The sequence below is a fragment of the Microbacterium flavescens genome, assembly GCF_018588945.1.
GTDB lineage: Bacteria > Actinomycetota > Actinomycetes > Actinomycetales > Microbacteriaceae > Microbacterium > Microbacterium flavescens.
This window is the reverse complement of record NZ_JAFIWA010000001.1, coordinates 451,757-470,793: the sequence shown is the minus strand read 5'-3', so window position 1 is coordinate 470,793 and position 19,037 is coordinate 451,757. Positions and strand designations below refer to the sequence as shown.

Here is a 19,037-nt window from a genome sequence, read left to right as displayed (position 1 = left end):
AGCGGCGGCGTCACGGTACGACCGAACCGCCCGACCCGGCCGAGGCGAGCGCGGCCTCGACGACGGCGAGCGTGCGCAGCCCCTGCTCCATCGTGACGACGTCGCTCGGGAGGCCGAGCACCGCGTCGCGGAACGCCTCGTGCTCGACGCGCAGCGGCTCGCGCTTCGCGAACGCGTATCGGGTGACGTCGCCCTCCGACACACCGCGGAAGCTCGAGACGGACTCCCACTCGAGCGGGATCGTGCCGTTGGCGTAGAACGTGAGATCACCCGTGGCCGTATCGGCGACGAAGGCGCCCTTCTCCCCCGTCACGATCGTCATGCGCTCCTTCATGGGGCTGAGCCAGTTGACGAGGTGGTTCACGATCACGCCGGAGGCGAGGCGACCGGTGATGGCGATCATGTCCTCGTGATCGCGCCCGCTCTTGAACGTCGTCTGCGCGAAGACGTTGACGTACTCGCTCTGCGCGACCCACGCCGTCAGGTCGACGTCGTGAGAGGCGAGGTCCTTCGCGACGCCGACGTCGGCGATGCGGGAGGGGAACGGCCCCTGACGGCGCGTGGCGATCTGGTAGACGTTGCCCAGGTCGCCGGCTTCGAGCCGCCGGCGGAGCTGCTGCAGGGCGGGGTTGAACCGCTCGATGTGGCCGACCGCGCCGACCAGCCCTGCGGACGCGAAGGCTTCGACCATGCGCCGCCCGGCGGGGACGGTCTCGGCGATCGGCTTCTCCACGAGGGTGTGGACGCCCGCAGCGGCGAGCTTCAGGGCGGCATCCTCGTGGAACCTCGTGGGCACCGCCACGACGGCGATGTCGATGCCCGCCCCAATGAGCGCTTCGATGTCGGGCAGCACCGGCAGCTCGCCGGCGACGCCGTGGGGGTCGCCGCCGGGATCGGCGATCGCGACCAGGTCGACGCCGTCGATCTCGCGCAGCACGCGGGCGTGATGGCGCCCCATCATCCCGACGCCGAGCAGCCCGGCACGCAGGGCGGCGGCCATCAGGCGCCCGCTCCCGCCACCGTGTTCACGGCCTCGACGATGCGCTCGAGGTCGCCCTGCGAGAGCGAGGGGTGCACCGGGAGGGAGACGACCTCGCGTGCCGCGGTCTCGGTCGCGGGGAGGTCGACCCCCGGGGCGAAGTGCGCGAGCGACGGCAGACGGTGGTTGGGGATCGGGTAGTACACCCCGCTGCCGATGTTGTGCTCGGCCTTGAGCGCGGCGACGAACCCGTCCCGGTCGTCTGCGACGCGGACCGTGTACTGGTGGTAGACGTGCACCGCCCCGTCGAGCACCGGCGGCACGACGACACCGCTCAGGTTCGCGTCGAGGAACGCCGCGTTGGCCTGACGGGTCGCGGTCCAGGCATCCACCTTCGTGAGCTGGACACGGCCGATCGCGGCGTGGATGTCGGTCATGCGGGCGTTGAACCCGATGACCTCGTTCTCGTACTGACGCTCCATGCCCTGGTTGCGCAGCAGCCGTGCGGCGCGGGCGATCTCGTCCGTCGCCGCCGAGATCATGCCGCCCTCACCGCTGGTCATGTTCTTCGTCGGATAGAGCGAGAACATGCCGAACGCGCCGAAGGTGCCGACGAGCCGCCCGTCGAGCGACGCGCCGTGCGCCTGCGCCGCGTCTTCATAGAGAGCGATGTCGTGTCGTCGGGCGATCGCCTCGAGCTCGCGCATGCGCGCCGGGTGACCGTAGAGGTGGACGGGCATGATGCCCTTGGTCTTGGAGGTGATGGATGCCTCGACCGCGGCCGGATCGAGCGTGAACGTCTCAGGCTCGATGTCGGCGAAGACCGGGGTCGCCCCGGTGAGGGCGACGGAGTTGCCCGTCGCCGCGAAGGTGAACGACGGCACGATGACCTCGTCGCCCGCGCCGACGCCGGCGGCCAGGAGGCCGAGGTGCAGGCCCGCCGTGCCCGAGTTCACGGCGACCACGGGACGGCCCTGCACGAAGTGCGCGGAGAACTCGTGCTCGAACGCGGCGACCTCCGGACCCTGGGCGACCATGCCGCTGCGCAGGACGCGGTCGACCGCTTCCCGCTCTTCGTCGCCGATGATGGGCTTGGCGGGCGGGATGAACTCGCTCACGCGTCCTCCTCTGTCAGGAGTCCGTCGGACTCGATGTATCGGGCGCCCGTCTCCGGGCAGATCCAGGGACCGTCGGGCTCGGCTCGCGTCAGCGGAACCCCCGCCTTGCCGACCCAGCCGAGACGCCGGGCGGGGACCCCGGCGACCAGCGCGAACGGCGGAACGTCTTTCACGACGACGGCACCGGCCGCGACGGTGGCCCAGGCGCCGATGGTGACAGGAGCCACGCAGGTGGCCCGTGCCCCGATCGACGCACCGGTCTCGATCGTGACCCCGACGGGCTCCCAGTCGTGCGCGCTCTTGAGGGAGCCGTCCGGATTGATGGCCCGCGGGTACGTGTCGTTGGTCAGCACGACGGCAGGTCCGATGAAGACCCCGTCGCCGAGTCGCGCCGGCTCGTAGACGAGGGCGTAGTTCTGCACCTTGCAGTTGTCGCCCATCACCACGCCGGTGCCGACGTAGGCGCCGCGCCCGACGATGCAGCCGCGGCCGAGCACGGCCTTCTCGCGGACCTGCGCGAGATGCCAGATGGAGGACCCGTCGCCGATGGTGGCCTCGGGCGAGACGTCGGCCGATTCGACGATGCGCACGGCGGAAGAGTGTGTCACGATTCGGGGCTCCCTGCACCGGGCGTGGGGGCTGCCGGCGGTGCGCAACGATTGTATCCGGCCGTCATCGCGGCCCCGTCTGCACACCGAGCACGGCGTCGGCCGCACGCTCGCCGACGGCGGCCAGCGACACATGGTCGCGGGCCCACGCGGCACGGTCCGCGCGGCGGCTCTCCGTCTCGCCCGAGGTCGCCGCCACGAGCAGCCGTCGCATCCCCGCGGCGACCGCGTCCGGCGAGAACTCCACCGCCTCGCCGAGACCGGCGTCGACGACCAGCGCCCCGCCGACGGGTGCACCGGAGAAGAGCACGGGCGTTCCACAAGCCGCGGCGGCGTAGGTCTTGGTCGGCCGGGCGAAGTCGTAGCCGATCCCGGGCGCGATGCTCACGAGGGCTGCCGCGGCGCCGCGGATCCACGAGGCGGAGTCGGCGGGGCTGACCACTCCCCCGAACTCCACCCTCCCGGGCACGAGCTCCTCCGCCAAGGAGCGCAGGGCGCCTTCGACCGCTCCCTGTCCGAAGAACCGCAGCCGCACGTCGGGGTGCTCGTCGGCGATGAGGGCGAATGCCCGGACGAAGACGTCGGGGCGCTGCCATTCCGACATCGTGCCGGTGTACACGAAATAGCGGTCGCGGGCAGCGGGCGTCACCTGGGGTGAGAACACGTCCGTGTCGATCCCGTTCCCGACGAGCGCGACGCGCCGGCGGTCGGCGCCGAGCGCGACGAGACGCTCGGTGACCTCGTCCGAGATGGACAGGATGCCGGCGGCCCGGCGCAGGGCGGCGCGCTCCATCCACCGCATGAGGGCGATCACCGGTCGGGGGGCGCCCATCGCGATGACGCCGTCGGTCCAGACGTCGGCGGCGTAGTACACGAAGCGGCGGCGTCGGAGGAAGGCGGCGATCGCCACCACCAGCCCGGTCGTCGGAGGGGACTCGGCGACGGCCACGTTCCAGCGGCGGAAGAGGAGCCTCAGCAGCAGGGGCGCGTCGAAGCTCGCGTACTGGATGTATCCCCGCACGTTGCCTCCGCGGTCGCGCAGGACCGGCCACCGGGAGACGGCGACGCCTGACGGGTCGGGCGTCGCCGGCGCGTGCGGCGGCGGAATGGTCGTCACGACGGTGACCGCGGCGCCGCCGGCGGCGAGTCCGCGTGCCAGCGCACCCAGCCGGAAGGCGCCGGCGCTGACCTCGGGCGTGAACAGGCGTGACGCGATGACGACCGTCGGGCGGTCGTCGCGGCGCGTGCTCATCGCGCTCGGCCCTCGCCGTCGTCTTCAGCCGCCGGCTGCGCGTCCTCGAGTTCGGCGATGCGCTGCTCGTGGAACGCGCTCTTCTCGGCGAGGGTCCGGATCTTGTCCTCGATGCGCGTCAGCTCGGCGCCGTACTGCAGGCTGACGAGGAACAGGAGGCCGATCGCGATGAAGAAGACGAGGTTGGTCGGGACGGCGATGCCCAGCAGGTCGGCGGCCCAGGTCAGGGTCTGCGGGAAGATCGCGACCACGAGGGCGATGACGCCGCCGACGAGCCACCAGACGGCGTGACGCTCGCGGAGCGTCGCTCGTCGCATCAGCTCGACGATCGCTACGAGGGCCAGCACCGCGGCGGCGATGCCGAACGCATAGGTCATGGGGTTCATTCGGGGCCCTCCGGAGGGACGGCGACGCGGGGTCGGAGGAGAGCGAGCAGGAAGGCGACGCCCGCGCGCAGGAGATACACCGTCGCCCGCAGCGGCTGGTGGGAGGGCACACCGGCCTGACGCGGGCGCATCTCGACCGGAAGCTGGGTGATCCGAAGACCGGCGCGGGCGCCGATCACCAGCGCCTCGACGGTGTCGCCCAGGTACTCGGCGGGGTAGGTCTCGGCGAACAGTCGCACCGCCGCTGGCCCGCTGGCCTTGAAGCCGCTCGTGACGTCATCGAGGCGACGGCCCGCCACTCCGCTCACCGCCGACGCGAGGACGCGCATCGCCCAGCGCCGGGGTCCGCGCACGCCGTAGTCGCCGACGCCCGCGAAACGGGCGCCGATGACGACGTCGGCCGTCTCCAGGCCGGCCACCAGCTCCTCGATGTAGCGCGGGTCGTGCTGGCCGTCGGCATCGACCTGCACCACGATGCCGTGATCGTGATCGCGGGCGTAGCGGAAGCCCGCACGCATCGCGCCGCCGACGCCGAGGTTGAACGGCAGGCTCAGCACGGTCGCTCCGGCCGCTCGGGCCACAGCCGCCGTGTCGTCGGTGGAGCCGTCATCGACGACCAGGCAGACGGCGTCGGGAACCGACGCGCGGATGCTGCGCACGACCGCGCCCACGGCATCCTGCTCGTTGAGCGCCGGGACGACGATCAAGAGCGGGTGCGCGCGGCCGGGCATATCACGCCATCCTAATCGGGCGCGCGCGTCCGTCACGGTGCGCAAGCGGTGATCCGCCACAACGACGCGTCCCCCTGCTCATCGACGAGCTCGAATCCGCGCTTCCCCTCGAACCCCGTCATCCCGGGCAGCTCGTAGCGGCCGGGGCTGTCCTCGCCCAGACCGAAGTCGAGCACGTAGGTCGGCGAGCCGTACGCGGCGAGCGCCTCGCATACGGCCGGATCGCTCCCGGCCTGGCGCAGGCTCTGCTCGATCATCCGCCATGGGTCGGTCCGCGGCGCGGCCCAGGTGCGGGGGAACACGTCGGCGGCGCTGAGCATGTAGGCGAAGCCCATCCCGGTGGAGGGGTTGCCGATCACGCGCTCACCCGGGGGAACGTGCTCGTCGAGACGCTCGAGGAGCACGCGCTCGTCCGGCGACAGGTATTCGTCCGTGGCGTAGCGCGACTCGGTGTCGATCTCGCGGTCGGTGACGCCGCGCAGCTGCAGCATCGGCGCGGCGATGAGGAGGATCACGCCCAGCGCCGCGACGGCGACGATGGCCCATGCCGCCCCGAACCGCGCGGCGGTCTCGCCGCGACGCGCGGAGATGGCCTGCGCGGCCCAGGTGGCGATCACAGCGAGGCCGATCGCGGCGAGCGGCACGACCACGACCGCCCCCGCGGCCGCGATGCGGTACGGGTCGGCGTACCAGGCGCCGAGCAGCCAGCGGCGCAGGAAAGGGTTGCCGATGCCGGCCGAGACGACGTAGAGCGAGCCCGACACGACCCAGGCGGTCGCGAGCCACCGCAGCGGAGGACGCCGCACCGACACGACGAGTCCGACGAGCATCAGGATGCTGACGCCGGCCATCACCGGGAGCAGCACCTGGCCGTTCAGCACGACGTCGAGGACCGCCTCGAGCTTGCCGCGGAACGGCGGCCAGTGCGAACCCGAGGTGCTCCGCGTGAGCAGGATCCACACCGTGACGAAGACCGCCCACGCGCCGCCGACCGCGACGAGGAGCAGCATCCGTCGCCGACCGCTGCTCGCCACCGCGGTCGAGATCGCCCACCACGAGAACCACGTGATGACGAGGATGCCCCACGTCAGCAGGACCGCCGGCTGCGAGAGTGCGAGCGCCCCCGCCGCCGCGACGACGAGGACCGCGAGGAGAGCCGCCGTCCGCGCCGTGCCGCGCACCGGCCCGCGGCCGGCGAACCAGCGCGGGGCGTCGATGATCAGCGCCGCCGCGGCGGGGACCAGCGCAAGTGCGAGCGCGTAGGAGTACAGCACCCCCCACTGGAACATGAGCATCGGGAACACCGGGAGGGAGGCCGACAGCGACGCCGCCAGTGCACCGGTCGCCGACGGCGCGCCCGTGATGGAGCGGGCGAACCAGGCGATGCCCAGGGTCCAGACGCCTGCCGCGATCACCAGCGAGACCATGTTGGCGGCCACCGGGATCGAGGCGCCGGTGATGAGGACGACCGTCGAGGCGATTCCGTGCCACGCCGCCGGATAGAAGCCGCTGCCGCCCACGACGCCGCTGATGTGGAGCGACGACGCCGATCCCGTCTCGAGGACGTAGCGGACGGCGTTCAGGTGGAACACCGCGTCGTTCGTCATCGAGATGGCCGCGGGGTCGTGCAGATAGATGAGGAAGCGCGCGGCCGTCAGGAGAGCACCGACGACCAGACCTCCTGCGAGAAGGCGGGTCCAGCGGACGTCGCGCGGCGGCCTGGGCACTCGAGGTCCGAGCAGGAGGCCGGCCAGCCAGGCGAGCACGACCACCGCCGCCGTGCCGCCGAGGATCGACCCCAGCGACCAGGGGATGCGGACCAGACCGTACACGAAGGCGAGTCCGGCGATCAGGGCGACGCTCAGGACGGGCGCGAGCGCCCAGAGGGCGAGGCCCCGCAGCCGCAGCCCGGCGCCCATGGCGAATCCGGGCCCGAACAGGACGGCCACGGCGGCGATCAGCGCAGGGACGGCGGCGAGCCAGTCGCCGGTCACGACGCCACCAGGCGGACGGCCCCCTCGATCGGACCGTCGTAGACGACCTCTCCCTTGTTCAGCACGACGCCGCGCACGCACAGCTCGCGCACCATGTCGAGATCGTGGCTCACGATGAGGAGGGTCTTGCGGGCGGCGATGAGCTCTTCGAACTTCAGCCGGCACTTCTCGCGGAACGGCGCGTCGCCGACGGACAGGATCTCGTCCACGAGCAGCACGTCGACCGCGACGTGGATCGCGACCGAGAACGCGAGGCGCATGAACATGCCCGATGAGTAGTGCTTGACCTCCTGGTCGATGAACTCCTCGATCTCGCTGAACGCGACGATCTCGTCGTACCGCGCCTCGATCTCGCTCCGGGTCATGCCGAGGATCGCCGCGTTGAGGAAGACGTTCTCACGCCCCGACAGCTCGGGATGGAATCCGGCACCCACCTCGATGAGGCCCGCCACGCGGCCGCGCGTGAGCACTTCGCCGCCGTCCGGGGCCATCACGCCCGAGATCAGCTTGAGCAGCGTCGACTTGCCCGAGCCGTTCAGGCCGAGGATCGCGACCGACTCGCCCTCGTCGACGACGATGTCGACGCCCTTGAGGGCTTCGAAGTCGCTCGTGAGGGTGCGGCGGCGGATCCACGCCACGACGGTGTCCTTCAGCGACAGCGCGTGATTGATCGTGAAGCGCTTGCGGACGCCGTCGACGATGATGCTGGGGCGGCGAGGGGCGGCGGTGGGCTGGCTCATAGGTCTTGCGCGAACCTTCCCTCGAGGCGGCGGAACACGGCCTGTCCGATGACGATCGTCACGATCGTGATGAGGAACGTCCACAGCGTGTTGATCCCCAGCATGGGGGGCAACGGCAGCGCCGGGTCGGACGCGGTGATCGGGTACCAGAACGCGAAGTGGAAGAGCTCCACCGCCTGAGTGATCGGGTTCAGCATGTAGAGCTGGAACAGCCACGGCGGCAGCACGTCGGCGACCATGGTCCAGAAGTACAGGACCGGCGATGCCCAGGTGGCGAGCAGCAGCAGGAGCTCGACGATATTCTCGGCGTCGCGGAAGCGCACGTTCATGGCTCCGAACAGCAGGCCCAGCCCGAGCGCGAAGAGCATGATGAGCAGCATCCCCGCAAGGATGGCCAGGATGCTGAGCACCGAGATCTGCACGATCCAGCCGAAGAACAGGCACACGATGAGCAGCAGGACCACCTGCGGCAGGAAGTGCACGAACGCGACGATCACGGCGGACACCGCGAAGAGCTGACGCGGCAGGTACACCTTGCGCACGAGGGCGGCGTTGTTGACGATCGACGTCGTCGCGTTCTTGAACCCCTCGCTGAAGAGGTTGATGACGACGATCCCCGAGAACAGGTAGATCGCGTAGTTGGGGATGCCCCTGTTGAGCTGGAGGAAGACGCCCAGCACGACGAAGAAGACGACGAACTGCGCGGCCGGCCGAACGTAGGACCAGGTCCAGCCGAGCACCGAGTTGCGGTACCTCGTCGTCACACCCGTGCGCACGAGGAGGCGCAGCAGGTAGTGCCACCGGAAGACGTCGAGGAGACCGCTGCTGCGCCCGGGCACGTCGAACTGCGCGCGGGGGACAGCGTCGAAGAGGCGGGGGTTGTTGCTCACGGTTCTGCTTCGTCAATGGGCAAGGGCGACCCGCCCTCGGGGCAAACCACTTCAGTCTAGGTCACCCCCGACGCGTCACCCTGGGCGTCGGCCGTCAGCAGCGGAGCATCCGCGCGGTGTGGGTGGACAGCGCGCCGACACCGCCCACCAGCGTGAGCGCCGTGACGCCGCGCTCCTTGGCGTAGTCGGCGGCCGTCGCCGAGACGCACGCCTGCGCGCTGATGAGCAGCGGCGCGCCGCTGCTCGCGGCCAGCACCGATCCGGTCAGCGCGTCGGGGAAGTCGAAGCCGGTCGCCAGGAAGGCGCGGGGCGTCGACGCTCCGAACGACGCGGAGTTCAGCGTCTTGTTCGTCGCGAAGCGATCGGCGCCGCCGTACCGGCTCACGGTGATGCCCAGCGCCCGCATCTGCGTCGCGACATTGCTCGACACGGCTCCCTGCCCGCCGACGATGACCGCCGACCGCGTGGCGAGCGACTTGAGGGTGGCCAGCTGCTCGGGGCCGAAGGTGCCCGTCACACCGTCCACCAGCAGCACCGGCGCACTGCGGGTGCCGGCCACGGCGGCGGCGCCCAGCGCGTCGGCGAACGTCCGGCCGGTGGCGACGTACACCGCGGGGGCGGTCCCGAACCGGGCTGCAAGCAGGCGCGACGTCTCGTACCGGTCGATCCCCGCCACCCGCTCGATGGCGGTGGACGCTCCGACGAAGCGGGCGACACGCGTCTCAGTGCCGGCATCCAGGGCACCCTCGCCGCCGATCAGCACGACGCGGGAGGGCTGGAGGCGCCGCAGCTCGGCCGCCACGGCGTCGGGCAGCGCGTTGACGGGCGCGAGGAGGAGCGCGGCATCGTCACGAGCCGCCAGTGCCGCCGCGGACAGTGCGTCGGCGTAGTCGGCTCCGGTGGCGAGGTACACGGTGGCGACGGTCCCGGGGTGGGCGCGCGTGGACACAGCCACGGCGGTCTCGTACCGTGTGTCGCCCTGGAGCCGGTCGACGGCGAAGCCTCGCGCGGCGACGGTGCCCGACGTCTTCGTGACGGTCTCGTACGCCGTCCGCTTCGCGACGACCCGCACCGAGAGCGCACTGCCCGCGAGCTCGTTCGTCACCTTCAGGGTCGCCCCGGTCGCCCCGGCGATCGCCTGGCCGCCCTTGAGCCACTGGTAGCTGAGCGAGCTGGGCGCCGGTGACCACGAGCCGGGCTTCGCGGTCAGGACCTGCCCGGCCAGGGCCGTTCCCGCGACGGTCGGCGTCGGAGCCGAGGCGAAGGACGAGTACTGCGTGGAGCCGAACCAGTCGGTGAAGAAGTTGTAGAAGTTGCGGTTGCCGTATGAGGAGCAGCGGTCGCCCTCGTTGTACCCGGCCCGCAGCGCCGCCGCATTCGGCCGGTACGGCGTGTAGTAGTACAGGTTGGCGGTCGCCTGGTTCTGGATGAGCACGGGCGACGTGCCGCAGCTCCTGTCGGGGTGATAGAGGATGTTCCAGGTCTTCCCCGGGGCGTACCACGTGAAGAACTGCGAGGTGCCGGGCGGGTTCGCGTAGCGCTTGAGCTGCCACGCACCGCCGTACACCTGGTTGAAGAATCCGTAGTACCGGGTGTCGCACGCAGCAGTGTCGGGGCAGCCCTGCCCCATCGCGGCCCGGTAGTTGTACGCGCTGGGTCCGTTCGACAGCACCAGCCCCTGCTCCTTCTGGAGCATGACGATCAGCACCTGCGGGTTGATGCCGCATGCCTGAGCCACCCGGTAGATGATGCGCGAGGCGCGCTCGCGCACGCCGCCCGAGTACGCGCCGCACATCGCGTCGGCCGGGATGGTGCGGGACGTGTCGTAGTAGTCCTTCAGGCACGTGTACCCGGCACGGCACGCCGGGCCCTTCGACTGGAGGAACGTCTGGATCTGCGCCTCGGTCATGGCCGACCGGTTGAAGAAGACGTTGTCGCCGATGATGTTCCCCGGCTGGAACTTGGTGAGATCGGCGGTGAGCACCCCGCCCGATCCGACCGCCGGTGCCGCGGCGACCGACGCCTCCACCTGCCCGGACGGAGCCGCGGATGCCGGCGGCGACACCAGTCCGACCACGAGGGCTGCGATCGCCAGTCCGATGCCTGCCAGTCTCTTCAGGCGCACGCGTGCACCCGTCTCTTCAGCCCCCGCCATGCGACCAGTGTGACGGATGTGACGGATGAGTACAACACGAAGACTGTGATCCGCGCTTCGACACGCGTCTCCCAGCCTCTGCGCGGGCGACTCGCGTCAGAGTTCGGCGTGCAGGTGCCACACCTTGTCGGCGGCCTCCCGCCAGGAGAAGCTCCGGCCGCGGTCGCCTGCCAGGACCGCGAGGCGATCTGCCGCTGCCGTCGAGGCGAGCGACCGGCTGAGGGCGTCGGCCAGACCGTCGGCCAGGGCCGCGGCATCCGGAGCCGACACCAGCTCGCCGCCGTCGAAGATCACCTCGCGATGCACGTCGGAGTCGGCGGCGAGGAGCGGGATGCCGAGGGTGAGGGCGTCAACGACCCGCCACGGGAACGCGGCGCGTCGCGACGGCGCCACGAACGCGAGCGCGGCTCCGAAGACGGCGGCGCGGTCGGCGGCATCCAGCGCACCGCGCACGTGCAGGCGCCGCTCGGGCAGCCCCGCCGCGGCGGCGAGCTCGGCGACGGCCGGTTCGTGCCCCTCCTCCACGTCGATGACCACCACCGGCAGATCGACCCCAGACGCGGCGATTGCGGCGAAGCCGACCTCGAGGCCGTCGGAGGACGCCGGGCCGCCGCTCAGGAGGACGAACCCCTCGGGCAGATCGATCGAGCGCCGGCGGCCGACCTCGTCGGTGGGAACCGCGAAGCCGAGCGGGGACGCACCGCTGACGACGCGCAGGCGATCACCGAGCGGCGCGAGCTCCGCGAGTCGCTGTGCGATCGCGTGTGTGGGGGCGACGACCGCATCGGCGAACCGGACGGCGCGCTTGAGCATGGCGCGGTGCCACGCCGCGGCCGACCGCGTGAGCTCGCCGGGTGACTCCCACGGGCGCAGGTCCCAGACGGTCACGACGGTCTGGTCGTGGTCGTGGACGCGGTCGTGGCGCACGAGCGGGGCGAGGAGCGTCGGCGAATGGATCATGCCGCCGCCGATTCCGGTGCCCACGCCGAGCTGGAGCGCGGCGGCGAGCTCGCGCCGGGGCAGCGCGGTGCGGCGCACGCTCGCGACCCCGGGTAGGTCGATGTCGGCTCCCCCGGCCGGCGCGATCGCCTCGACCTCGCACCCGGCGGGCGCACCTGCGATCAGGGCGCGAGTGAGATCGCGGGATGCCTCGACCAGCGGGGGCTCCGTCGGGACGACCAGCTGATCGACCATGACTCGCAGCGTGGCGACCACCGTCAGGCCTCCGGGCTGGGGCTCGGGGGGTGGAGCGTGGTGCGCACCAGCTCCTGGATGTAGGCGTAGTCCGGATCGTGCTCGTCGATGCCGCCCTCCGGCGTCAGCTCGATCGTCTGGACCGGCAGCTCCTTCGCCTTGAGTGCGAGCTCCGCCAGGAACGGGAGCAGCGACTGCGGCAGGTCGGTCTGGACGACGTCGGCGCCGGCGGCCGCGACGTCCTGGAAGCGGGTGAGCACCGTCTGCGGGGTGAACTGCGCGAGCATCGCCTGCTGCAGAATGCGCTGACGCTCCATCCGGTCGAAGTCGTTCGTCGTGTACCGGGACCGGGCGTACCACTGAGCAGTGTCGCCGTTCATGTGCTGGGGCCCGGCCTCGATCCACCCGATGGCCCACTCGTCGACGGGCTGCCCGTTGTACGCCGGTCCGCCACCCTTCGGCAGGCGCTTCTCGACGTCGATCTCGACGCCGCCGAGCGAGTCGACGAGGGCAGCGAACCCGTGCATGTCGATGAACACGTAGTACGGGATCTCGACGCCCAGAATGCCCTCCGCCGCGTCCTTCGTCGCTTCGATGGCCGGTGCCGAGCCGTTGTCGACGGCGTCGGGGTAGAGGGAGCTGCCGTCCTGACAGACCTCGACCTCCGTGCGGAGCTGGTTGATCCCGCTCCCCCATCCGCAGTCGGGGTCGGAGTGACCCTCGTGCCCGTTCGGGTAGCGGTCCTGCATCGGACCCTCCGCGAACGGGAAGCCGGGCATGTCGCGAGGGATGCCGGTGATCGTCGTCGCGCCCGTCTCGGCGTTGACCGACACCACCGAGATGCTGTCGAAGCGCATGGAGTCGCGGCCCGCGCCGCTGTCGGCGCCGAGAAGGAGGATGTTGTAGTAGCCGTCGGAGGGCTCCACCGCCGGGCCGCTCGCGCCGAAGATGGCGCCGAGGGTGTCGCGCGCGGTTCCGGCGGCGCTCGCCGCGTACGCGGCGGTGCCGCTGGCGACCACGAGCAGCGCGATCGCCACCGCCGCGATGCCGAAGCGCGCGACGCGACCGGTCCGGACCAGCCGGACCAGCCGGAGGGTGTCGACCGTGAGAACGATCCACAGCACGGCATAGGCGACCAGCAGAACCTGCAGCGCGATCAGGGCGAACCAGTTGGTGACGACCGTCAGGAAGACCGGCTGCCACAGGAGCGCGCACAGCACCGCGAGCACCGCAGCCAGCCACAGGGCGAGCGTCGCGCCGAGCCCGATGCGCGCGAGGCGCCGATTGCCGGCGAGCGCCTGGGCCGATCCGGGCAGGACGAAGTTGAGCAGGACGAGCCACCATCCGCGTCGCGTCATCATGGCGCGCGAGGACGGGTCGGGGTAGCGCAGCGGCCGCTCCTCGACGACCTGCGGCACGCGCTGCGCCGCCGAGAGGCGCGGCGGACTCGCGACGGTCACAGGTTCTCCTTGAGCCGCCGGTTCTTCTCGTCGACCTGCGCTTCCAGCGTGCGGGCGTAGTCCTCGACCTGCGCGGCGAGCGCGGAGTCCGAGGCCGCGAGGATGCGCACGGCGAGCAGCCCGGCGTTCTTCGCGCCGTTGATCGAGACGGTGGCGACAGGGATCCCCGCGGGCATCTGCACGATGCTCAGCAGCGAGTCCAGGCCGTCGAGGGTCGCCAGCTGCACGGGAACGCCGATGACGGGGAGCGCCGTGACGGAGGCGAGCATGCCCGGGAGGTGCGCCGCACCGCCGGCTCCGGCGATGATGGCCTTCATCCCGCGGCCGCGCGCCTCGCGCCCGTACCGCATGAGCTTGTCGGGCGTGCGATGCGCCGAGACGACCTCGACCTCGTGCGGGACGCCGAAGTCGGTGAGCAGCTGCGAGGCATCGCTCATCACCCGCCAGTCCGAGTCGGATCCCATGACGACGCCGACCATGGGCGCGTCGGAAGAGTGCAGCGGGCGAGTCACCCGACAAGGCTAGGGGGCGCGCCTGGAAGAAACCCGCAACGCCGCGGCCCGCCTCGCGATCGCGCTCAGTCCTGGAAGAAGGATGCCGCGGCCCGCGCCCGGTATGCGACATCGTCGAGATCGTCGCCGCTCACGTTGACGTGCCCGACCTTGCGTCCGGGCCGGGGCGCCTTGCCGTACGTGTGCACCTTGGCTTCGGGCTGGTCTGCCATCGCAGCCGCGAACCGCGCGTCGAGGGGGGCTTCCGCCGGACCGCCCAGCACGTTGATCATGACCGACCACGGCGCGGTCGGATCGGTGCTGCCGAGCGGCAGATCGAGGACCGAACGCAGGTGCTGCTCGAACTGGCTGGTGACAGCGCCGTCCTGCGTCCAGTGACCGCTGTTGTGCGGCCGCATGGCGAGCTCGTTGACGAGCAGCCGCTCGTCGGTCGTCTCGAAGAGCTCGACCGCCAGCATCCCGGTGACGTTCAGCCCTTCCGCGATGGCCACGCCGATCTCGGCGGCGACGGAGGGCAGGCGCTCCGTGCCGTGCGGAGCCGGGGCGAGCACTTCAGCGCAGACGCCGTCGCGCTGCACGGTCTCGACGACCGGATAGACGGCGATCTCGCCGGAGGGCCGTCGCGCCACCTGCTGGGCGAGCTCGCGCGAGAAATCGACGAGCTCCTCGACCAGGAGGGCTCCTCCCCTCGCGTCCTCGGCCAGAGCGGCGAACCAGTCGTCGGCCTCGGTCGCCGCGCCGACCACGCGGACTCCCTTGCCGTCGTAGCCGCCCCGTGGCGTCTTCACGACGGCGCGGCCGCCGTGGGCGTCCAGGAAGGCCTGAAGCTCCTCGGCGCCCGTCACCGCGGCCCAGTCCGGCTGCGGCATTCCGAGCTCCGTCATCCTCGCCCGCATGACGAGCTTGTCCTGCGCGACGGCGAGCGTCTCGGGGCCGGGGTGGACCGCGATGCCCGCGTCGACGAGCGCCGTCAGCACGTCCTGCGGGACGTGTTCGTGGTCGAAGGTGACGACGTCGACGTCCCGAGCGAACGCGAGCACCGTCTCCGTGTCGCGATAGTCGCCGACGGCTGTGGCGGCGAGCGATGCCGACATCCCGGCCTCCTCGGCGAGCACGCGAAGCTCGATGCCCAGTTCGACCGCCGGTGCGATCATCATCCGGGCGAGCTGCCCGCCTCCCACGACTCCGACTCGCAACGCCATGCCGCCACCTCTCTCCTGCGAACACCATCATCCCGCACCGGCGGGGACCTCAAGAGCCGTCAGCGACTGGCGGGCAGCGGGGGCTGCGGCGGGAGGGGCGGCTGGGCGTCGCGGTGGGCGAGGATCTGGTTGACCTCGACCTGGTCGACCAGCGCCTCGTGGACGAGCTCCACACTCGGGATGTTCGCGAGCCTGAGTGCGGGATCGACGCCGTTGGACAGCGTCAGGGTGCCGGCACCCCACATCCGCTGGAGGAGACCCCTCCGAACCTGGATGGTGTACCCGCGCACGTGGTCGAGCTGCCGATGACGGACGGCGAGGACTCCCGAGCGTTCGAGCACACGTCGCGTGGTGATCGTGTAGATGTGCGCCCACCAGCGGAGGAACGGCAGCAGGACGAGGAGCAGCACCGCCGCGGCCGCCGCCGTCAGCAGCATCCAGTCCTCGAACGGCGCAGGCAGATTGCCGTAGAAGAATCCGGTGGCGCCGGCGACGGCGATGAGCACGATCGCCGACCACGTCAGCCGCCGCGCATGGCCGCGGAACCGCGCCACCCGCAGCTCTGGCGTGGGTGCGCCCGGCGCCGGCGTCAGCGGCCTGCCGCCGTAGCTGATCGGCTGCGTCATGCTCCCATTGTGCGTGTCACGGACGACACCGCGCTCGCGCACCGCCGTTCGGCGTCATGCGGGCGCGTCAGCGGACGTGGACCACGTCGCCGGCCGAGACCGCGCTCTCGAACTCCGAGTTCTGCACCACGATGAGCCTGCCCTCGTCGTCGATCCGCTCCGCGCGTCCTCGGAGCACCTCGCCATCGGGCAGCGACACAGCGACGTCGCTGCCGATCGTGGAGCACAGCGCCTCGACCTCGGCCAGCACGCCGGCCGTCGCCGCATTGCCGCGCGCACCCACGAGCGCATCGAGCTGCTCGGCCAGCGCGGTGAGGTAGTCGGCGATGAGGGCGTCCTCGTCGGCCACCAGCCCGAGCGCCTCGAAGGACGTCGCGGTCTCGACGGGCAGGTCGGCCTTCGGCATGCGGGTGTTGATCCCCGAACCGATCACGACGGTGTCGGGATGCCCCGGCACGACCTCGGCGAGGATGCCGCAGAGCTTGTACCCGTCCAGCAGCACGTCGTTGGGCCACTTGAGCCGCGGGGTGTGGCCAGAGCCCCGCACCTGCCCGGCGACCGCGCGCGTCATCGCCGCCCCGGCGACCAGGGGGATCCAGCCCCGGGAGGCGGGTGGGATGGCGCCGATCCTCACCACGACCGAGAGGGCCAGCGCCGTCCCCGGAGGTGTGGTCCACGTACGATCCAGCCGGCCGCGCCCCGCGCGCTGGTCGGTCGTCAGCAGCAGCGACAGATGCGGCCACTCGTCCGGCGCGTCGACGACGTGACGGATGACGTCCGCATTCGTGGAGTCGGTGGTCTCGACGATCTGGACACGGGGAGATGCGGCCGCCGCGAGCGGATAGCCTTCGGATGCGATCGGCATGCCGATCACGCTACCGGCGGCTCACCGATTGCGCAGTCCGGTGTAGTACACCCACAGCTTCCGCGAGCCGTACTGCACCTGGTACCAGACCCGCTGCGCGTCATGCACCTGCAGCTGCACGCCGACGGGCAGCGTCGTGACTGCGGGGCCGCCCGGCGAGGCGCTCAGCACCGATCGCGTGCGGGTGACCATCTGCTTCACCGGATAGCTCGCGGCGGCGCCGAAGCCACCGTGGAAGTGCGTGTACACGGTGCGCGACAGGGCGCGCAGCGCGGCCTGCGGCGGACCGTTGTCGCCGATGATCGAGATCGCGTAGGAGTAGCGCGTCCCGTTGACGATCGCGGTGTCGCCCTGCAGGAGGCCGGACGCGATCCACAGCGCTCCCGGCTTGCTCGCCTGATGGGCGGCGGACGGAATGCCGGAGGCGATGCGGGACCGCCAGATCTGCGTCCGCATGATGTTGATGATCGTGTCGCTGTACTTCTTCGACAGGATCGTGCCCTTCGCCAGCCGCTCCATCAGCCACGCGAGATCGTTGGACGTGGACCGGTTGCCGGCGTACAGCACGCTGGTGCCGCGCGGGACGCTGCCGTAGTACGTGTTCGTGAAGCCCGCTCCGCGGATCATCGCGTTGATCTGCGAGATGCCGATCCAGTGGACGATGTCGGTGTGGCAGTAGTTGTCGGACACGTGGATCATGATCTGGATGCACGTGCCCAGGGCCACACCCGACGGCAGCATCGTCGACGTGGTCGCCTTGCCCTGCTCGATGCGCTTGTAGGCCGCCCAGGCGGCGAAGATCTTCAACATGCTCGCGGGCTCGCGCCGGGTTCCGCCGCTGACGTGCGTCACCTCGCCGAGGCCGTCGAGCTGGCGGACCGTGACGGAGAACGTGCCCGGATACTGGGCCATCGTCGAGCGGATCGCCGCGTTCAGCTGCGACTGGCGTGACGCCTTGACCGCCGAGCAGGCGTCGTTCGCCAGCACCGGCGCCTCGAGCCAGTAGACCCCGCCGACGCCCGTGACGGACAGCCCCAGCCCGTCGAGGTGCTGCGACACCACGTCGGGGACGCACTTTTCGATCGCGTAGTACAGCGGCTGTCGGGTCACGGCGGCGAGAGCCGTCGCGACGGCGACATCGGCGTCGGTCGCGGAGTTGGCGACGATGGCCCGCGCGGCAGGGACGGTGCGCTCCTTGGCCATCAGCACGGTCTGCGTGTAGCGGTCAGCACCCGCGCGCCGCGACACGTCGAACCCGGCGCTCGCGAGAGCCGACGCGTACTGGGTCGACACCGTTCCGAGGCCACCCACGACGATGACCGTCTGCGCGCCCGCGTTGCGCAGGGCGGCGATGGTCGCGCTGTCGGGGCGCGCCGTTCCGTTGACGATCAGGGCTCCGCGGTCGGTGGCGGCCGCGGTGGCGGAGGCCAGCGGCACGTCGACGAGATTGGCGCCGCCGGCGAGGTAGACGGTCTCGAACGTCTGCCCGCGCCCGTCGAGCGCCAGCCGAGACGTCTCATAGCGGTCGGCCCCGCCGAAGCGGCGCACGTCGGGCGTGATGTTGTCGAGCTGACCGAGCACGTCGTTGGTGACGACCGCGGGCCCGCCGACCACGATGATCGACGTCGGCTGCAGCCGACGCAGCTCGGTCGAGATCGACATCGGCACGCTGCCGGAGTTCACGTACAGCAGCGGTGCCGCGAGCGACGCCGCCATGCTGGCCGCGATCGCGCCGTCGACCGCAGCCGACCCGGCGACGACGAGCACGGTGTCGGCTCCGCCCGGGAACGCGGCCTGCGACGCTGCGATGCTCGTCTGGAACCGGTCCCCTCCCGCGAGGCGCGACGCCGTCGGGATTGTGGGAGCGGCGACGGCGAGCGGCGCGACCGCACCACCCTCGTCTTCGGCGTCCGGAGCGGCCCCGCCGTCGGGGTTCGACTCGGCATCGGGCGCCGTGCCCTCGACCGGCACAGCCGGGGTGGGTGCCGGCGTCGCGGCGGGGGTCGGCGCCGGGGTGGACGTCGGCGTCGGATCGGGCTCGGCCGTGGGCTCGGGCGAAGGAGCAGGCTCCGCCGTGGGCTCGGGGGAAGGGGCGACGGGCGCCTCGACCGCGTCGTCGGGGGTGCCGGCAGGGGTCGGCTCCGGCGTTGCCGTCGGGTCGGCGGCGGCCACGTGAGCGGCGTCGTCGGAAGCCCCGGGAGAGGCCGCTGCAGCACCGGAATCGGCGAGGGGCGGAACCATCAGGACGACAGCCGTGATCACCGCGATCGCGCGAAGCGACCGCATCCCGAATTTCCGTGAACCACCTGACACCGTGCTCCGACG

At 71.4% G+C, this 19,037-nt stretch carries 17 protein-coding genes; all 17 read right to left on the bottom strand.

The annotated features are described in order from the left end of the window. Positions 1-10: 10 nt before the first annotated feature. Positions 11-1,000, bottom strand: coding sequence for a Gfo/Idh/MocA family protein (locus tag JX005_RS02195; RefSeq protein ID WP_214465757.1), 990 nt, complete (start codon positions 998-1,000; stop codon positions 11-13). Next, entirely contained in the window at positions 1,000-2,097 is a 1,098-nt protein-coding gene (locus tag JX005_RS02190; protein WP_214465756.1) for a DegT/DnrJ/EryC1/StrS family aminotransferase, read from the bottom strand. The genes JX005_RS02195 and JX005_RS02190 overlap by 1 nt, the downstream gene beginning before the upstream one ends. Next, a complete protein-coding gene (locus tag JX005_RS02185; protein WP_307858477.1) occupies positions 2,094-2,705 on the bottom strand; it encodes an acyltransferase in 612 nt (203 codons plus the stop codon). Before JX005_RS02185 ends, JX005_RS02190 begins: the two co-directional genes overlap by 4 nt. A 64-nt stretch (positions 2,706-2,769) precedes the next feature. Beyond that, positions 2,770-3,957 carry a glycosyltransferase family 4 protein gene (locus JX005_RS02180; RefSeq protein ID WP_214465754.1) on the bottom strand — a complete coding sequence of 396 codons (1,188 nt, stop codon included), beginning with the start codon at positions 3,955-3,957 and terminating at the stop codon, positions 2,770-2,772. After that, on the bottom strand, positions 3,954-4,334 hold the full coding sequence (locus JX005_RS02175; RefSeq protein ID WP_246533403.1) for a DUF2304 domain-containing protein: 381 nt from the start codon (positions 4,332-4,334) through the stop codon (positions 3,954-3,956). The genes JX005_RS02180 and JX005_RS02175 overlap by 4 nt, the downstream gene beginning before the upstream one ends. A 5-nt stretch (positions 4,335-4,339) precedes the next feature. Continuing rightward, positions 4,340-5,074, bottom strand: a complete 735-nt coding sequence (locus JX005_RS02170; RefSeq protein WP_214465752.1) for a glycosyltransferase family 2 protein — start codon at positions 5,072-5,074, stop codon at positions 4,340-4,342. 32 nt (positions 5,075-5,106) lie between these two features. After that, complete coding sequence (locus JX005_RS02165) at positions 5,107-7,068, bottom strand: DUF6541 family protein (RefSeq protein ID WP_214465751.1); 1,962 nt, start codon at positions 7,066-7,068, stop codon at positions 5,107-5,109. Beyond that, positions 7,065-7,808 (bottom strand): ABC transporter ATP-binding protein, encoded by a 744-nt coding sequence (locus tag JX005_RS02160; protein WP_214465750.1) that lies wholly within the window; start codon positions 7,806-7,808, stop codon positions 7,065-7,067. Before JX005_RS02160 ends, JX005_RS02165 begins: the two co-directional genes overlap by 4 nt. Beyond that, positions 7,805-8,698, bottom strand: a complete 894-nt coding sequence (locus JX005_RS02155; protein ID WP_214465749.1) for an ABC transporter permease — start codon at positions 8,696-8,698, stop codon at positions 7,805-7,807. Before JX005_RS02155 ends, JX005_RS02160 begins: the two co-directional genes overlap by 4 nt. A 94-nt stretch (positions 8,699-8,792) precedes the next feature. Next, on the bottom strand, positions 8,793-10,853 hold the full coding sequence (locus JX005_RS02150; RefSeq protein ID WP_214465748.1) for a cell wall-binding repeat-containing protein: 2,061 nt from the start codon (positions 10,851-10,853) through the stop codon (positions 8,793-8,795). Positions 10,854-10,949: 96 nt separating this feature from the next. Further along, positions 10,950-12,068: a glycosyltransferase gene (locus tag JX005_RS02145; RefSeq protein WP_214465747.1), complete on the bottom strand. Its 1,119-nt coding sequence runs from the start codon at positions 12,066-12,068 to the stop codon at positions 10,950-10,952. 2 nt (positions 12,069-12,070) lie between these two features. Next, complete coding sequence (locus tag JX005_RS02140; protein ID WP_214465746.1) at positions 12,071-13,507, bottom strand: LCP family protein; 1,437 nt, start codon at positions 13,505-13,507, stop codon at positions 12,071-12,073. Beyond that, positions 13,504-13,971, bottom strand: a complete 468-nt coding sequence (purE, locus tag JX005_RS02135) for a 5-(carboxyamino)imidazole ribonucleotide mutase (protein WP_214466059.1) — start codon at positions 13,969-13,971, stop codon at positions 13,504-13,506. Before purE ends, JX005_RS02140 begins: the two co-directional genes overlap by 4 nt. 113 nt (positions 13,972-14,084) lie before the next feature. Continuing rightward, a complete protein-coding gene (locus JX005_RS02130) occupies positions 14,085-15,221 on the bottom strand; it encodes a 5-(carboxyamino)imidazole ribonucleotide synthase (RefSeq protein ID WP_214465745.1) in 1,137 nt (378 codons plus the stop codon). A 59-nt stretch (positions 15,222-15,280) separates the two neighbouring features. Further along, complete coding sequence (locus JX005_RS02125) at positions 15,281-15,847, bottom strand: PH domain-containing protein (protein ID WP_214465744.1); 567 nt, start codon at positions 15,845-15,847, stop codon at positions 15,281-15,283. A 67-nt stretch (positions 15,848-15,914) separates the two neighbouring features. After that, entirely contained in the window at positions 15,915-16,712 is a 798-nt protein-coding gene (locus JX005_RS02120; RefSeq protein WP_214465743.1) for a biotin--[acetyl-CoA-carboxylase] ligase, read from the bottom strand. Positions 16,713-16,733: 21 nt separating this feature from the next. Further along, positions 16,734-18,998 (bottom strand): serine hydrolase, encoded by a 2,265-nt coding sequence (locus tag JX005_RS02115; RefSeq protein ID WP_214465742.1) that lies wholly within the window; start codon positions 18,996-18,998, stop codon positions 16,734-16,736. Positions 18,999-19,037: the final 39 nt, after the last annotated feature.

What these genes read in the sequence shown, in the direction of transcription:
- purE (WP_214466059.1), bottom strand. Translation starts at nt 13,971, where the DNA reads ATGGGATCCGACTCGGACTGGCGGGTGATGAGCGATGCCTCGCAGCTG.
- JX005_RS02150 (WP_214465748.1), bottom strand. Translation starts at nt 10,853, where the DNA reads ATGGCGGGGGCTGAAGAGACGGGTGCACGCGTGCGCCTGAAGAGACTG.
- JX005_RS02115 (WP_214465742.1), bottom strand. Translation starts at nt 18,998, where the DNA reads ATGCGGTCGCTTCGCGCGATCGCGGTGATCACGGCTGTCGTCCTGATG.
- JX005_RS02175 (WP_246533403.1), bottom strand. Translation starts at nt 4,334, where the DNA reads ATGACCTATGCGTTCGGCATCGCCGCCGCGGTGCTGGCCCTCGTAGCG.
- JX005_RS02170 (WP_214465752.1), bottom strand. Translation starts at nt 5,074, where the DNA reads ATGCCCGGCCGCGCGCACCCGCTCTTGATCGTCGTCCCGGCGCTCAAC.
- JX005_RS02130 (WP_214465745.1), bottom strand. Translation starts at nt 15,221, where the DNA reads ATGGCGTTGCGAGTCGGAGTCGTGGGAGGCGGGCAGCTCGCCCGGATG.
- JX005_RS02120 (WP_214465743.1), bottom strand. Translation starts at nt 16,712, where the DNA reads ATGCCGATCGCATCCGAAGGCTATCCGCTCGCGGCGGCCGCATCTCCC.
- JX005_RS02180 (WP_214465754.1), bottom strand. Translation starts at nt 3,957, where the DNA reads ATGAGCACGCGCCGCGACGACCGCCCGACGGTCGTCATCGCGTCACGC.
- JX005_RS02160 (WP_214465750.1), bottom strand. Translation starts at nt 7,808, where the DNA reads ATGAGCCAGCCCACCGCCGCCCCTCGCCGCCCCAGCATCATCGTCGAC.
- JX005_RS02195 (WP_214465757.1), bottom strand. Translation starts at nt 1,000, where the DNA reads ATGGCCGCCGCCCTGCGTGCCGGGCTGCTCGGCGTCGGGATGATGGGG.
- JX005_RS02125 (WP_214465744.1), bottom strand. Translation starts at nt 15,847, where the DNA reads ATGACGCAGCCGATCAGCTACGGCGGCAGGCCGCTGACGCCGGCGCCG.